Annotated in this window: 8 protein-coding genes, 1 tRNA gene and 1 pseudogene; 7 read left to right on the forward strand and 3 right to left on the reverse strand. The window is 70.4% G+C overall.

What is annotated here, in order from left to right; translation table 11 throughout:
- A pseudogene (locus ACFOGJ_RS00480) lies at nt 1–317 on the reverse strand (hypothetical protein); the annotation flags it as partial.
- A gap of 313 nt (nt 318–630) precedes the next feature.
- On the opposite strand from ACFOGJ_RS00480, the gene ACFOGJ_RS00485 reads away from it, so the two are divergent.
- From ACFOGJ_RS00485 to ACFOGJ_RS00510, 6 genes are all read left to right on the forward strand, one after another.
- Nucleotides 631–2,295 carry an electron transfer flavoprotein-ubiquinone oxidoreductase gene (locus tag ACFOGJ_RS00485; protein WP_379897419.1) on the forward strand — a complete coding sequence of 555 codons (1,665 nt, stop codon included), beginning with the start codon at nt 631–633 and terminating at the stop codon, nt 2,293–2,295.
- Between the two features lie 168 nt (nt 2,296–2,463).
- Complete coding sequence (locus tag ACFOGJ_RS00490) at nt 2,464–4,344, forward strand: tetratricopeptide repeat protein (protein ID WP_379897420.1); 1,881 nt, start codon at nt 2,464–2,466, stop codon at nt 4,342–4,344.
- Nucleotides 4,341–5,249, forward strand: coding sequence for a 4-(cytidine 5'-diphospho)-2-C-methyl-D-erythritol kinase (locus ACFOGJ_RS00495; protein ID WP_379897421.1), 909 nt, complete (start codon nt 4,341–4,343; stop codon nt 5,247–5,249). Before ACFOGJ_RS00490 ends, ACFOGJ_RS00495 begins: the two co-directional genes overlap by 4 nt.
- Nucleotides 5,250–5,403: 154 nt before the next feature.
- Nucleotides 5,404–6,342 (forward strand): MBL fold metallo-hydrolase, encoded by a 939-nt coding sequence (locus tag ACFOGJ_RS00500; RefSeq protein WP_379897422.1) that lies wholly within the window; start codon nt 5,404–5,406, stop codon nt 6,340–6,342.
- Between the two features lie 102 nt (nt 6,343–6,444).
- The gene (locus tag ACFOGJ_RS00505) at nt 6,445–7,209 is read left to right on the forward strand and encodes an HpcH/HpaI aldolase family protein (RefSeq protein WP_379897423.1); all 765 of its coding nucleotides are present in this window, start codon (nt 6,445–6,447) and stop codon (nt 7,207–7,209) included.
- A gap of 96 nt (nt 7,210–7,305) precedes the next feature.
- Nucleotides 7,306–7,379 (forward strand) — tRNA-Gln (locus ACFOGJ_RS00510).
- A 34-nt stretch (nt 7,380–7,413) separates the two neighbouring features.
- Here ACFOGJ_RS00510 and ACFOGJ_RS00515 read toward each other — a convergent pair.
- Entirely contained in the window at nt 7,414–7,848 is a 435-nt protein-coding gene (locus ACFOGJ_RS00515) for an HIT family protein (protein WP_379897424.1), read from the reverse strand.
- Nucleotides 7,849–7,894: 46 nt separating this feature from the next.
- Nucleotides 7,895–8,302 carry a VOC family protein gene (locus ACFOGJ_RS00520; protein WP_379897425.1) on the reverse strand — a complete coding sequence of 136 codons (408 nt, stop codon included), beginning with the start codon at nt 8,300–8,302 and terminating at the stop codon, nt 7,895–7,897.
- A gap of 261 nt (nt 8,303–8,563) precedes the next feature.
- Here ACFOGJ_RS00520 and ACFOGJ_RS00525 point away from each other — a divergent pair, with 261 nt between their 5' ends.
- On the forward strand, nt 8,564–15,604 hold the full coding sequence (locus tag ACFOGJ_RS00525) for a hypothetical protein (RefSeq protein WP_379897426.1): 7,041 nt from the start codon (nt 8,564–8,566) through the stop codon (nt 15,602–15,604).
- Nucleotides 15,605–15,771 lie beyond the last annotated feature (167 nt).

The raw sequence follows: 15,771 nt of genomic DNA on the forward strand, positions 1-15,771 counted from the left end.
GCGGCCGGTCGCGCCGGCGCCGGCCCGCCCGATGCCGGTCCTGCCGGTCCTGCCGGCCGGGCCTGCGAGCGAGGCGCTGCCCCGTGCGGGGCCCGGGCCGGAACACTGGCCGGGGCGCCGGCCGCAGCGCTGACCGGGGGCCGGGCCGCGGCGCTGGCCGTGGCGGTGACCGGCTGGCGGCTCCAGTCGCGCGGGCTCTCGTCCACCGCGACCTCAACGCCGGCGTCGCGGTAGAAGGCCAGGATGCGGCGCAGCCTGTCCGCCTCGAACGGCCCGCCGGCCGCCGCCGTTCCACCTGCCTCGCCGCCGTCGTTCATCCTCTCTCCGGTGCTGACTGTGGCCCTGCCCGGGGTCCCGACTGGGTGATGCGGGCCGGAGGTCCGGCTTCTCGGAAGTCCCCGGGCCCGGCGGCCACGGGTTTCCGCCGCCGCCGGCAGGCCCATATACCTTCGCGGATCCGCCCCGCCGTCGCCGACCGCCTTCCCTTGGCATCTCGGGCGGAACCACCCTATTTTGGGCGTTTACAGTTGCCGGCAGGGGGGCGCGCGTCAAATCCGGGGCGCGTTGGCGGGCGCGGCATGGCGGCGCGGTTCGGGCCGGCACGGCGAGAGACAAAAGGATCGGGAGACGATGGAACGCGAATCGATGGAGTACGACGTTGTGGTCGTGGGCGGCGGGCCGGCGGGCCTGGCCGCGGCGATCCGGTTCCGCCAGCTCTGCCTGGAGAACGATGTCGACCTGTCGGTGGTCGTGGTCGAGAAGGGCTCCGAGATCGGCGCCCATATCCTCTCCGGCGCGGTGATCGACCCGATCGCCCTGGACGAGCTGATCCCGGACTGGAAGGACAAGGGCGCGCCGCTCACCACGCCGGTCACGGCGGACCATTTCATGGTGCTGACCGAGCACAACCACATCCGCATCCCGAACTTCCTGCTGCCGCCACTGATGAACAATCACGGCAACTACATCGTCTCCCTGGGCAATGTGTGCCGCTGGCTGGCGCAGCAGGCGGAGGAGATGGGGGTTGAGATCTATCCCGGCTTCGCCGCCGCGGAGGTGCTGTATGATGAGAACGGCGCCGTGAAGGGGGTGGCGACCGGCGATATGGGCGTCGGCCGCGACGGCGAGAAGAAGTCCGGCTACGAGCCCGGCGTCGAACTGCACGGCAAGTACACCCTGTTCGCGGAGGGCGCGCGCGGCTCCCTGTCCAAGGGACTGCAGGCCAAGTTCGGCCTGCGCGACGGGGTGGAGCCGCCGAAGTTCGGCATCGGCATCAAGGAGCTGTGGCAGGTCGACCCGGCGGTGCACAGGCCGGGCCTGGTGCAGCACAGCCAGGGCTGGCCGCTGGACAGCGCCACCGGCGGCGGCTCCTTCCTCTACCATCTGGCGGAGGACAACCAGGTGGCGGTCGGCTTCGTCGTTCACCTGAACTACCAGAACCCCTATCTGAGCCCGTTCGACGAGTTCCAGCGGTTCAAGACGCATCCCTCGATCCGCGAGACCTTTGAGGGCGGCAAGCGCGTCTCTTATGGCGCCCGCGCGATCACCGAGGGCGGGCTGCAGTCGGTGCCGAAGCTGGTCTTCCCCGGCGGGGCGCTGATCGGCTGTGCCGCCGGTTTCGTCAACGTGCCGCGCATCAAGGGCTCCCACAACGCGATGAAGACCGGCATGCTGGCCGCGGAATCCGCCTTCGCGTCCCTGCGCGAGGGCGGCGCCGGCCGCGACGTGCTGGAGAGCTATGAGAGCGGCTGGCGCCAGTCCTGGGTCTACAAGGACCTGCACAAGGTGCGGAACGTGAAGCCGGCGCTGCGCCACGGCATGTGGATGGGCACCGTCATCGGCGGCACGCATATGTGGCTCAACGACCTGGGCCTCGGCTTCCTGGTGCCCTGGACCAGCCCGCACGGCAAGGCCGACCACGAGACCTTGAAGCCGGCCTCGGCATCGAAGCCGATCGAGTATCCGAAGCCGGATGGCAAGATCAGCTTCGACAAGCTGTCGTCGGTGTTCATTTCCAACACCAACCACGAGGAGGACCAGCCGGTCCACCTGCAGCTGCGCGACCCGTCGGTGCCGATCGAGAAGAACCTGCCGATATACGACGAGCCGGCGCAGCGCTACTGCCCGGCAGCCGTGTACGAGGTGGTGCGCGACGACGACGGCAGCAATCCGCGCTTCCAGATCAACGCGCAGAACTGTGTGCACTGCAAGACCTGCGACATCAAGGATCCCGCCCAGAACATCAACTGGGTGGTGCCGGAAGGCGGCGGCGGCCCCAACTATCCGAACATGTGAATGCCTTGTGTACGGGCGGTTGCGCCGCCTCTTTGATGGCGGCGGTCTGTCCTGGCGCGGCCGCATCGGCTCACGCTTTCGGATACGGGGCGGCACCCCGGGGGATATGTTAGATTGGCCGGGTTCCGTGGGGGCGGCACCGCGGCGATGAGACCGGAATGTGACGTGATGGCTAGTCCAGAGTCGGAGAAGCTCCTGCCTTTCGGCGGCGCTGCGGGGGCGCCCCTGCCGCCCGCCTCGCGTACCCTGCGTGGGGCCAGGATCCTGACCGCCGGCGCGCTGCTTGCCGCCGGCACCGCGATTTCGGCCTGCGGGGCGCAGGAGCGGCCGGTGAGGCTGGCGGAGGGCCCCTCCGGACCGGCCGGCGTCGCGGTGGCGGAACTCGGCACCGTTCGCGAGCCGATCCCAGGCATGGAGGGGCTGGAATTCCCCAACCAGTCGGCGCTGGGCAGCTACCTGGCCGGGCGCATCGCCCGGGCGGAGCGCGACACCCAGGCGGCCGCCCTGTTCTACGGCCGGGCGCTGGACGCCGACCCGGAGAATTCGATGCTGGCGCGGCGGACCTTCATTCTGCTGCTGGCCGACGGCCGGTTCGAGGAGGCGCGGGTCCTGGCCCCGGCCCTGGAGGCGAGCGGCGAGGAAGCCTCCGTCGTGGCCCTGCTGTACAGCGTCGATGCCCTGCGGGCGGAGGATTATGACGGCGCGATCGCCGCGATCGAGAAGGCGCCCGTCGCCGGCTTCGTGACCCTGCTGGCACCGCTGGTCACCGCCTGGGCCGATGTCGGCCGCGGCGACACCGACGCCGCCCTGGCGGAACTGAAGAAGCTGGACGAGACCCCGGGCCTGTCGCTGTTCGGCGACTATCATCGCGCCCTGGTGCTGGACGCCAGCGGCCGCGATGCGGAGGCGGAGGCCGCCTACAAGAAGGTGCTGGCCGGCGGCCGCAATGCCGCCGTCCGCGCCGACACCGCCTATGGCCGCTTCCTGGAAAATCGCGGCCGGTCCGACGAGGCACGGGCGCTGTACAGCCAGGATATCGGCCTGCTGGAGGTCGAGCGCCAGGCCGGGCTGCGCCGGCTGGATGCGGGGGTGACCCCGGAGCCGCTGGTCTCCACCCCGTCGGAAGGGGTGGCGGAAGCCCTTCTAGGCGCGGCGACCGTGATCAGCCGCGACGATCCGGGCGAGGCCGTGGACATGTATATCCGCCTTGCCCTGCTGGCGCGGCCGGACATGCCGGCCGCGCAGATGTTGCTGGGCGACCTGCTGGAAAGCCGCGGCCACTACGATCGTGCGGTCGCGGCCTATCGCCGGGTACCCGCGAATGCCGCCTATCACGGCGAGGCACGGCTGCGCGCGGCCTGGGCGCTGAACCGGCTGAAGCGCTCCGACGAGGCGCAGGCGATCCTGCGGGAGATGGCGGCGGAGGATCCCACCACGGTGGAGCCGCTGGTCACCCTGGGCGATATCCTGCGCGAGGAGGAGCGCTTCGACGAGGCGGCGAAGATCTACAGCCGGGCGGTCGACCGGCTGGGCCCGGCCAATGCGCGGCACTGGCCGCTCTACTACAGCCGCGGCATCGCCTATGAGCGGGCGAAGGACTGGGACGCGGCCGAGCGCGACTTCCTGAAGGCGCTGGAGCTGCAGCCGGAACAGCCCTTCGTGCTGAACTATCTGGGCTATTCCTGGGTCGATCGCGGCGTCCGGCTGGAAGAGGCCCGCGACATGATCGCCCGCGCGGTGAAGGCCCGGCCCGACGACGGCTATATCGTCGACAGCCTGGGCTGGGCGCTGTACCGCATGGGCGATTTCGAGGGTGCGGTCGAGCAGCTGGAACGCGCGGTGGAACTGTCGCCCAGCGACCCCACCATCAACGACCATCTGGGCGATGCCTACTGGCAGGTCGGCCGCAAGTCGGAGGCCCGCTTCCAGTGGCAGCGCGCGATGTCGCTCGACCCGCCAGAGGAAATCGTCGACGAACTGGCGGTGAAGCTGAAGGACGGCATGGCGCCGGCGGCGCCGCCGGCCCGCCGCGCGGCAGAGGGCCGTTGAACGACGGTACCCTGTCGGAGCCGGCGCCGGCGAAACTGAACCTCTATCTGCACGTCACCGGTCGGCGGGCCGACGGCTATCACCTGCTGGACAGCCTGGCGCTGTTCGTCGACCTGGGCGAACGGCTGCAGGCGACCCCGGCCGCGGGCCTGTCCCTTGCGGTTGAGGGCCCGCTGGCCCCCGCGCTGTCCGACACCGCGGACCGCGACAACCTGGTGCTGCGTGCCGCGGCGGAGCTGCAGGCCGCGCTCTGGCCAGACCGGCCGGCGGGCGACCGGCCCGGCGCCGCGCTGACCCTGACCAAGACGATCCCGGTCGCGGCCGGCCTGGGTGGCGGCTCTGCCGATGCGGCCGCCGCCCTGCGGCTGCTGCAGCGGCTCTGGGACCGGGCCCTGCCTGCGGACCGGCTTGCCGACCTTGCCGCAGGGCTGGGCGCCGACGTGCCGGTCTGCCTGGCGGGCCTGCCGGCCCGCATGGCCGGGATCGGCGAGATCCTGGAGCCGGCGCCGGCCCTGCCGGCGCTGCAGCTGGTGCTGGTCAATCCCGGGGTGCCGGTGCCGACCGGCGCCGTCTTCGCCGGCCTGCAGGGTCGCTACGGCACCGCGCTGCCGCTGACCCGGCCGCAGCCCAGCCCGGCCGCCCTGGCGGAGGCGCTGTCGCAGCGCCGCAACGACCTGGAGCGACCGGCCCGCTTCCTGGCGCCGGCAGTGGACCGGGCGCTGGCCACCCTGTCGGCGCAGGAGGGCTGCCTGCTCGCCCGCATGAGCGGCAGCGGTGCGACCTGCTTCGGGCTGTTCGCCCACCCCCCCGCCGCCACCCGTGCCGCTTCGGCGATCCGCGCCGCGGAGCCCGGCTGGTGGGTCGCCGCTTCCGCCACCGCCGCCACGGCACTGGATGGCGGTTGAAGCGGCAGGTCCCTGTCCTAGCTGAAACTCTGCAGATGCGGTCCGCACCTGCGGACCGGGGTGCAGGCTCTCGAAAAAAGCCGCAGAAACAGGGGACTAGCTCATGACTGGTAGGACATTTGCCGCGGGCTTGGCGGCCGCAGCCGGGCTCGCCATGACCCTCGCGGGGCTTCCGGCGGCACAGGCCGACGATCACATGGGCGTGAAGGTGACGCCGCTCGGCAGCCATGAGGGCGAGTTCTGCCAGCTCGACCGGGCGCTGATCTTCGAGGATCCGGACGGCACCCGCATCCTCTACGACGCCGGCCGCACCGTCGCCGGTCCGGACGATCCGCGGCTGGGGCAGATCGACGTCGTGCTGCTGAGCCACATGCATGGCGACCATTTCGGCGACCGCCATATCGGCGCGGTGAAGCAGGGCGCCTGTGGCGACCTGGCGTTTCCGGTGGCCGCTACGCCGAACTCCAACACCCTGGACATCGTGAAGGCGAAGGGCGCCAAGCTGATCGCCGGCAGCGAGATGCCGGGCTTCCTGGCCCCGAAACTGGGCGCGATGGGCGGCAACAAGGACGATGTCCAGCTGGCCCGCTTCGGGGCGGAACGCCAGGTCGGCGGGGTGAAGATCACCACCGTGCCCGCCGCCCATTCCAACGGCCTCAGCGGGCATTTCATCGACGGCGATATGGGCAAGATGCTGAACGACGCGGGCCTGACCGCCTATGTCGGCCCGCCGACCGGCTATGTCCTGACCTTCTCCAACGGCCTGGTGGTCTATCTCTCCGGCGATACCGGCGTGACGGCGGAGCAGGAGACGGTGGTCAACCGCCAGTACGGCGCGCAGCTGGCGGTGCTGAACATCGGCGGCACCTTCACCACCGGGCCGGTGGAGGCCGCGTTCGTGGTCAACGAACTGGTGAAGCCGAAGTCGGTCATCGCCTCCCACGCCAACGAGCCGGCGACAGAGGGCGGCAAGGTGAAACCGGGCACCAAGACCGACACCTTCATAAAGGCCGCGAAGATGCCGGTCCATGTGCCGCTGTCGGGCCGCACCATGACCTTCGACGCCGATGGCGCCTGCACCGGCGGGTGCTGAACCGCGGCGGCGCGCCCCGCCCGCCGGCATCCGTCCCGCTCGACGCCGGACCGTTCCGCTTGCTATGAGCGGAACTGTCCGGAATCGAGGGAGGATGCGGAAATGGCGGCACCGGTAAACCGGCTGCGGGAGATCTGGGCGGCCGGGCGGCCGGCGGCGAATGCCTGGCTGTCGCTGCCGGGCCTCCTGAACGCGGAGGTGGTGGTCAAGGGCGGCTGGGATTCGGTCACCGTCGACCTGCAGCACGGCATGGCGGAACCGGTGGAGATGCTGCGCATGCTGGCGCCCATCCATGCCGCGGGCGCGGTGCCGATGGTGCGGGTGCCCTGGAACGACCCCGCCGCCGTGATGCGGGCACTGGATGCCGGCGCCCTCGGCGTGATCTGCCCGATGATCGAGACCGGGGAGGAGGCGGCCGCCTTCGTCGCCAACTGCCTCTACCCGCCGAAGGGCAAGCGCAGCTGGGGGCCGCTGCGGGCGAACCTGATGTGGGGGCCCGGCTATTCTGATGCCGCCAATGACATCGTGGTTCCCTGGGCGATGGTGGAAACAAGCAAGGCGATGGCCAACCTGGACGCCATCCTCGCCACCCCGGGCCTGGGCGGCATCTATATCGGCCCCTCCGACCTGTCGATCTCGCACGGCTTCAAGCCCGGCCTGGACCGGCAGGAGCCGGAGATGCTGGAACGGATCGAGACGATCCTGGCCACCGCCACGGCAAAGGGCCTTCCGGTCGGCATCCAGTGCGCCACCCCCGACTATGCCCGCGGCATGGCGGAGCGCGGCATGCGTCTGCTGACCATCGGCAACGATGCCGGCTTCCTGCAGGCCGGCGCCACCGCCGCGGTGCAGGCCTTCCGCACCTGACGGGAGGCGGCTGTCGCCGGGCCTTGGCAACAGGCCCGGCCGCCTCTATTTTCCGCAGCCTTCGGGCTGCCGCAGATGCCGGTCGGCCCGGCGTGTTGGGGCGTGGCCAAGTGGTAAGGCAACGGTTTTTGGTACCGTGATCGCAGGTTCGATCCCTGCCGCCCCAGCCAGTCCCCGCGCCAGGGCCCTGGTTCGCCCGTCGTCTCAATCCGGCCAGTGCGCCCGTATTTCCGCCTGCAGCGCCGCCATCTGTGCCGTTGTCAGGTCCGCCGCTGCCTTCAGGTCCGGCGCGCCGGGCCAGCCCGGATCCGGGATCGCGGCGCCCGCCACCTGCACAGCCGCGCCGTAGCGCGGGATGACATGAAAATGGACATGCGGGTCCACCATCATCAGCGCCAGGTAATTGAACTTCTCCGCGCCGAAGGCGGCTCTCAGCGTCTGCTCGATCGCCGCGACCAGGGCGGGCAGTTCCGCGCCGGCTTCCGGCGCGATCGCACCCAGCGAGATCGCCTCCGCCTTGCAGATCAGCACCAGGCACCCGGCGGTAACCTGCTGGGGCCGCAGTTGCACCGTCCAGTGCGCGCTTTCCGCGACCAGGCTGTCCGGATAGCCGAATGCCAGCATCGTCTGGTGGGCCATTGCCGCCTCCTGCCTGTCCTGACTTGATCCGTCCCGTCCGCTCCGCCTACTCGGTACCGGCGGACGGACCGTCGCCATAGCACACCGCCTGCAGCTTGTTGCCGTCCGGATCCCTTACATAGGCGGCATAATAGTCGGATCCGTATTGCGGGCGGGGACCGGGCGGCCCCTCGCAGCTCCCGCCCAGAGCCAGTGCCCGTTCGTGAAACGCATGGACCTGCAGGCGATTGTCCGCGAGGAAGGCGATGTGGGTGCCGTTGCCCCATGTCGCCGGACGCCCGTCCGCCGGCGTGTAGAGGTAGATCGTCGGCATACGGCCGTCGCGCGCATAGGCCGGTGGCTTGCCCGGCGGCTTCGGCAGGCGGTCGAAGCCGAGAACCCCCAGCACCGCGTCATAGAAACGGCCGGCGCGGGCGGGGTCGTTGGTCCCCAGGGTGATGTGGCTGAGCGGCATCTGGCAAAATGTTCCCTTTATGTTCCATCCCGTCTGATCTTAGTCCGCGGACCACGCCCTGTCATGCGCCGGGTCCAAGCGCCCAGCGAAAGGATCCGGGCGCGTGGAGCGGGCGCGCCCGCCGCGACGTTTTTTTCCTGCAGGCGTTCATCTTTGGTTAGAACGGCCCGGCTCTAGTGCATCCCGTTTGTCCAGGCGCGGTACCGGCGCAAGGGCAGGTCCAGCAATTCGCAGCAGGAGCGGGATGGGATGAGTTCGGCCATGAGGGCAAGGCGTATCAGCGTGCATCTGGCGCAGACAGGCATGCCCGTCGCGATCGCATTGCTCTCGGCCACCGCCCCGACGCCGGCGGCGGCGCATTGCGACATTTCCGACAAGGTCGAGACCTGTACCGGCAGTGTGACCGGCGGTGCCATCGTGCACGACGAGAACGGCGTCCACAGCCTGACGGTCAGCGACCTCGCGAATGCCATCGACGCGGCGGACAGCGCGGATGCGGACAAGCAGGACGGCCCGGTGATCCTCCTGCAGGATCCGGGCGGGGTGACGGCGGCACCGAGCGACTGGAGCGATTCCAACAGGAACGGACAGGCGGGAATCGCGGGCGATTCCGGCAGCGACCTGGACGCGACCCTCAGTCTGGACACCGGTTATGGACTTCAGGGCCAGAGCGGCGTGACCCTGGGATCCTCGGGCTGGCAGGGCAGTCCCGGCCATGAAGCCCATCATTTCGACAAGCATGCAACGGGCGGACAGGGCGGCACCGGCGGCGATGGTGGCGACCTTGTCCTGACGGGCAAGTCGAACGGTGGCGGCCAGGCCCCCAAGGCGATCACCGCGACAGGCGGCGGCGACAGCTCGACCGGCCTTGCGCTTTTCACGATCGGCGGCGCCGGCGGGGATGGCGGATGGGCGCATTCGGAAGGCGGGCTGAAGGACGCGCAGGGCGGTGCGGGCGGCAATGGCGGTGCCGCCGGGACGGTCCGGGTGGAGCTTCTGGACGGTCATGCCCTGACCTATTCCGGCGCCGGAATCGGCATCGTGGTCGAAGCGAGCGGCGGTGCCGGGGGGAACGGCGGCTATGGCGAGGTCGACGGGATCGACGCCGATTCCGCCCATGGCGGCGCCGGCGGCAAGGGCGGCAGCGGCGGGTCGATCGCACTGACGGCGGAAGCGGGCGCAAATGCGATCGCCGCTTCCGGCCCCGCCGGGATCGCCCTTGTGAGCCTCGGTGGCGATGGCGGGACGGGCGGTGCCGGCAAGGGGGGGCACGACTATGCGGGCGCCGGCGGCGATGCCGGCGATGGCGGCGATATCCAGGCAATTGTCTCGGCCCGGATCACCATGACCGGTGCCGACAGCGGCTTCGGCATCTTCCTCAAAAGCGCCGGCGGTTTCGCCGGCGACAGCGGCAGCGATTCCGGCGGCATCAAGAACCATCCCGGCGCGCCGGGCGACCCCGGCCAGGCCGGCAGTGTCACCTTGAGCGCGACGGGGGCGGAGGTCACGACGGACAATGCCGGGGCGGACGGAATCCTCCTGCAAAGCGTCGGCGGGATGGGGAGCAGCGGCGGCGACAGCTCCGGCCTCTTCACCTATGGCAGCAAGGGCGGCAGCGGCGGCGCCGGCGGCGCGGTTTCCGCGACCCTGACCGCCACGACCGTCAAGACCCTCGGCAACCATGCCAGCGCCTTTCACGTTCACAATATCGGCGGTGGCGGCGGCAAGGCCGGGAAGGCCTCGGGCCTGTCGGCGCTCGCCGCGGCGGCGGGCGCCGGCGGTACCGGCGGGGCCGTCGAGATCGTCCTCACCGGCACGACCCTGCAGACCGGGGGCATCAATTCCGCGGCCCTCAATCTTCAGAGCATCGGCGGCGGCGGCGGCAGCTCCGGCGCGGCGGAAGGGGTCTATGCCGTCGGGGGGCAGGGCGGTCTGGGCGGCGCCGGCGGTGCCGTCAGCCTGACGGTCGACGGCGCTGCCATCTCGACGGCCGGCTTTCATGCGCGCGGCATCGCCCTGTCGAGCATCGGGGCCGGCGGCGGCGATTCCCATTCGCCATCCGGCGTGATCGCCCTCGGACAGGATGGCGGCGGCGGCGGCAATGGTGTCGACGTCACCTATCTCAGCCGCAACGACGGGGCCCAGGTCGCCACCCAGGGCCATCTGTCCGACGCCATCCTGCTGCAGTCGGTCGGCGGCGGCGGCGGCAACGCCGGGAGCAGCTTCGAGGCCATCGGCGATTTCTCCAGCCATGTCGGCGCGACGGGCGGTGGCGGCGGATCGGCCGGCGATATCAGCTATACCGGCACCGGCGCCGATACCGTCGCCACGGCGGGCCATCACGCCCGCGGCATCGTGCTGCAGAGCATCGGCGGGGGCGGCGGCACCGGCGGCAATATCGTCACCATCAGCACGGGCTTGAGTTTCGGCAGCAGTGCGGGTTCCTCCGATGTCGATTCCACTCATCATGGCGGCAGCGTCACGGCGGATATCGGCGGCAAGATCGCCACGCAGGGCGACGGTTCGGTGGCGGTCCTGGCGCACAGCGTCGGCGGCGGCGGGGGCGCGGCCGGAAGCCAGACCTCCATCACGGTCGGGATCTCGCTGGGGCACGACCAGGGGGCGAGCGGCGGCAAGGGCGGCAGCGGCGGCACCGTGACCGTGACGTCGAGCGCCGACATCTCGACCGACGGGGCCGGCGCGGACGGCATAATGGCGCAGTCCGTTGGCGGCGGTGGCGGGCAATCCAGCAATATCGTGAACGCGGATGTGGGCCTTGAGATGTCGGGCTTCACGTCGCAGCAGGGCGCCAGCGGCGGCGCCGGCGGCGATGGCGGCGATGTCACGGCGGAATCGACCGGCAGCATCGCCACCAAAGGCGACAATGCGCTCGGCCTGGTCGCCCAGAGCATCGCCGGTGGCGGCGGCAGGGCCGGCCACACGATCTCTGCCGCGGTGGCGGTCGATCTCGGCAGCGTCACCCTTGGCCAGTCCGGCGGTCAGGGGGGCAATGCGGGCAAGGTCTCGGTCGATGCCGCGGGCAGTGTGACCACCGGCGGCGCGCTGGCGACCGCGGTCCTGGCGCAGAGCATCGGCGGCGGCGGCGGGCATGCCGGCCTGACCGTCAATGGAGAGCTGTCCGGGCTCCAGTTCAGTTCTACCCAGGGCGGCGCGGGCGGCGGGGGCGGGACCGGCGGCGCGGTTTCGGTCACCGGCAGCGGGTCCCTGTCGACGGCCGGCGACGGCGCCATGGCGATCCTCGCGCAGAGCATGGGCGGCGCCGGCGGCGCCGGCGGCACGACGGTTCATGGCTCGGTCAGCGTGATTTCCCTGTCCAATGACATGGGCGGCGATGGCGGCGATGGCGGCACGGCCGGGACCGTGACCGTCAGCAGCGCGGGCAAGGTCGCGACCGCGGGCAACCGGGCGGGCGCGATCGTGGCGCAGAGCATCGGCGGCAGCGGCGGCACCGCCGGCACGCTGGTCAATGGCAACGGGACTGGCGGCGAAGTCTCCGGCGCCCTGACCCTGTCGGTCGGCGGCTCGGGCGGCGGCGGCGGCAAGGCGGCGGATGTCGTGGTCACCGGGAAGGAAGGGGGGACGATCACGACCGCCGGCTACAATGCGAATGGCGTGACCGCGCAGTCGATCGGCGGCGATGGCGGCAGCGGCGGCAATGTGATCTCGGGCGATCTGGCGGCATCGTCCGAAGGCTCCCTGACCGTCAATGTCAGCGTCGGCGGCGAAGGCGGCAAGGGCGGCCAGGCCGGCGGCGCACAGGTCCGCAATGACGGCGGGGTCGCGACCACCGGCGATTATTCGGACGCCATTTTCGCGCAATCGGTCGGCGGCAATGGCGGCGATGGCGGCTCCAGCCATGCCTTGACCGCGAACGCCACCCTTGGCGCCAACATCGAATCGACGATCACCGTCGGGGGTGCCGGCGGTTCCGGTGCCATCGCGTCGAAGGTGCAGGTGACCAATACCGGACAATTGTCGACCGCCGGCGGCAGCGCCGCGGCGATCTACGCCCAGTCCATCGGCGGCAATGGCGGTGTCGGCGGCAGCGGCCTCGCCTTCTTCGGCAATTTCGAGGCGACGGCGGAGGACTACATCTCCATCGCAGCGGATGTCCATGTGGGCGGCGCGGGTGGCTCGGGCAGCGATGCCGGCGCGGTCGACGTGACGAATGACGGCGACATCGCCACTGCCGGCGACACATCGCCGGGGATCTGGGCGCAGTCCGCCGGCGGCGGCGGCGGCGATGGCGGCAGCGCCGGTTCCTATTCGATGGGATACCTCAAGAACCTGTCGACAGAGGAAGGCGAGGAACTGGAGAGCAAGGGCTTCAAGCTCGCCGTGACGGTCGGCGGCGGCGGCGGCGGCGGCGGCGATGGCGGGGCGGCGACGGTTTCCAGTTCGCAGTCCATCACCTCCGAGGGTGTCGCGTCCTACGGCATCTTCGCCCAGAGCGTCGGCGGCGGCGGCGGCAGCGGCGGCAATGGCAGTCCGGGGCTCGAAGGCTGGTTTGCCGACATCTACGAAGATGTCGAGAAGTTCCACCAGTGGCAGGAGGTCTACGAGGAGTTCAAGAAGGCCAAGAACAAGGACTGGAAGGGCCTGTTCCTGGAAGGGTTCTCGGTCGATGTCGGCGGCAGCGCGGGCGGCACCGGCGATGGCGGCGCGGTGACCGTCACCAACAGCGGCACGATCGCCACATCGGGGGATTCCGCGACGGCGATCTACGCCCAGTCGGTCGGTGGCGGCGGCGGAACCGGCGGCGACGGCTCGCAGGGCATGCTGACGTCGGTCACCGTGTCCGGCAGTGGCGGCGCCGGCGGCGATGGCGGCAAGGTGAGTGTCGACAATCATGGCACGATCCGGACCTCGGGCGCTGGCGCGATGGGCATCTACGCCCAGTCGGTCGGTGGCGGCGGCGGCTCAGCCGGCGATGTCGAAGGCACGATCGCGTCCGAAATCGGCGGTCTCGACGAAATTCTCGGCTACAACATCTTCGGCTCCACCGGCGGCAGCGCCGGCGATGGCGGCGATGGTGGGGATGTCGCGATCACGATGGCCGGCTCGATCGAGACCAGCGGCGAGAACGCCCATGGCATCTGGGTCCAGTCCGCCGGCGGCGGCGGCGGCGCCGCCTCCTCCTACGGCAATGAGCAGGGCGACAATGCGGTGGGCAGTGACGGGCTGGAGGGGAACAGCGGCTACGTTTCCATCGCTTTGCCGGGCTCGCTCCGTGTCGGCGGCACCGGTGCGCATGGCATTTTCGCGCAGAGCGTGTCCGGGGGCTCCGGCACCAGCTATTCCGGTGGCGTGGGCATCAGCATTTCCGGCACGCTGACCGCCTCTGGCGCCAATGCCCGTGCCATCCTGGCTCACGCAGCGTCGTACACCGCGAACGACTCGACGAGCGACACCGTTGCCGGCACCGTCCAGATCGACATTCACCAGGGGGCCGTGGTCTCCACAACCAGCAAGGACGCCTTCGAGACCGTCCTGATCAAGGGCGGCCGCAGCATCGACGGGGATACCGGCTTCTTGGTCTCCAACCGGCTCACCAATTCCGGCACCCTGTCCAGCGCAGGCCCGGATGCCATCGTCCTGGCCACCGACGATGCGGCGGGCCTGCTGGTCCACAACCACGGTCTCATGAGCGGCTCGGTCTCGGCGGGCAACAGCAACGCCGTCCACTTCTACAATTATGGGGGCGGCAGCTTCGCGCTGGGAACACAGGTCGATTTCGGAACGAACAGCGGCAGCTTCTTTCACAATTCGGGAGTGATCTCGGCGGCAGGGCTGGGGACCGTCGGATCCTCGACCCTGACGACGGGGCGGCTCGAGCAGTCGGCTTCGGGCGCCATCCAGGTCGATCTGAGCAACGGCGGCACGAACGCCGCACCGGCCAGCGATCTGATCACGGTGGATGTGAACGGCAAGGCGGGGGCGGTCGTGCTGGCCGGCAAGATCGCGCCGAACTGGGTCGGCCCGACCGGGTTCGCGTCCGGCGACACGGGAAGCTTCACCTACCTGGAAACGGCCGATGGCGCGGCGATCGACAGCAGCGCGCTTTCCGCGCCCGCTTCGCCCGCCATCGCCTACACCCTGCGCAGTGCCAAGGGCGATACCGCGCTGGTGGCCGATTATGTCGTGGATTATACGGGCGCCGCGAGCGGCCTGGATCTCGGCAGCAATGCCGTCGGCTTCGCCCGGTATTTCAGCTCCGCGATGGCCGCGCTGGGGGGCGCCCCCGGCAAGACCGCGGTGTCCCGTGCGCTGCAGGCGCTGGCGACGGAGTTCCTGAACCACGGCAGCGGCGAGATCCTGGCCGCGGCCTATGGCGAGCATGTCCTCGACGAGGGCCTGATCGGGGCGGCCAATGCGATCGACACCGCCCATGACCTGCACGGGCTGCTGCAAAGCTGCCCGGAACTGGAAGCCGGGGCCGACCGGCCGTTCTACCGGCAGCGCGAATGCGTCTGGGCGGAGGTCCAGGGCGAGGTCTATCGCCAGGACGCCACCGAAACGGCGCCAAGCTTCGACGAATATGCCTCCGGCCTGTCCGCCGCCGCGCAGAAGGAAGTCGTCGACGACACCTTCATCGAGTTCGGCGGGCAGCTGGAGCAGGTGCGCGTGAGCGGCAGCAATTTCACCGACCAGGGGACCAGGACGAGTGCCGGCGTGGCGCTCAAGAAGGAGATCGGCGCCTTCACCCTCTCCGCCACATTGGGTGGCGGCCATTACGGCTATGACCGGCGGCGGGGCTATTCGGTCGCCGGCATCGGCTATACGGCGGAGGCCGACCTGAGCGGCGTCTTCGCCACCGGCGAGGCGCGGGTCTCCGCGGTGCTGCCGTGGGACGGCTTCTACGCCAAGCCGGCGCTCGCCCTCTCGGCGACCCGGCTGTGGCAGGACGGGTATACGGAGACCGGCCAGGGCCCCTTGAACTGGCAGGTCGATTCAGTTTCTTCCACCAGCTTGGCGGCGCATCCGTCGCTCGAGCTCGGGCATGCCTTCGAGCATGCCGATCATGCGGCTGTCGCCTTCGTGCGGGTCGGCGTGAACGCCACCCTGTCCGATACCGGTACGGTCATGACCACCCGCCTCGTCGGCGCTCCGCTCGGCGATCTCATCGTGACCTCAGAGGAAGACCGGTATGCGCTTGACCTGACGGGGGGGCTGGACATGGACCTGAGCCACAGCCTGGCGGTGGCGGTCCAGGGGCAGACCTCGTTGTCGGAGATCGCACGGGCCTATGGCGGTGCCGTCCGGTTGAAGCTGCGCTTCTGAGGGCAATTGCCGGTGCGCGCTCTGGGCTTGGTGCAGCGCGACGCGGGCATGCCGCGGCGGCATTGGGCAGCCTGAAGCGGATGCGCCTGAGCCGCGATCTGCCGGGGGCGGAGGCGCTGGCGCGCCGGCCGATCCCGCCCAGGCCGAACTGCCGGCCATCCTCAACC

Origin of the sequence: Marinibaculum pumilum, from assembly GCF_042646425.1 — a bacterium.
Lineage (GTDB): Bacteria > Pseudomonadota > Alphaproteobacteria > Ferrovibrionales > Ferrovibrionaceae > Marinibaculum > Marinibaculum pumilum.

Bases quoted from the DNA above. Each gene is read 5' to 3' on its own strand.
- ACFOGJ_RS00520 (WP_379897425.1), bottom strand. From the start codon at position 8,302: ATGCCGCTCAGCCACATCACCCTGGGGACCAACGACCCCGCCCGCGCC.
- ACFOGJ_RS00490 (WP_379897420.1), top strand. From the start codon at position 2,464: ATGGCTAGTCCAGAGTCGGAGAAGCTCCTGCCTTTCGGCGGCGCTGCG.
- ACFOGJ_RS00515 (WP_379897424.1), bottom strand. From the start codon at position 7,848: ATGGCCCACCAGACGATGCTGGCATTCGGCTATCCGGACAGCCTGGTC.
- ACFOGJ_RS00505 (WP_379897423.1), top strand. From the start codon at position 6,445: ATGGCGGCACCGGTAAACCGGCTGCGGGAGATCTGGGCGGCCGGGCGG.
- ACFOGJ_RS00525 (WP_379897426.1), top strand. From the start codon at position 8,564: ATGAGGGCAAGGCGTATCAGCGTGCATCTGGCGCAGACAGGCATGCCC.
- ACFOGJ_RS00485 (WP_379897419.1), top strand. From the start codon at position 631: ATGGAACGCGAATCGATGGAGTACGACGTTGTGGTCGTGGGCGGCGGG.
- ACFOGJ_RS00500 (WP_379897422.1), top strand. From the start codon at position 5,404: ATGACCCTCGCGGGGCTTCCGGCGGCACAGGCCGACGATCACATGGGC.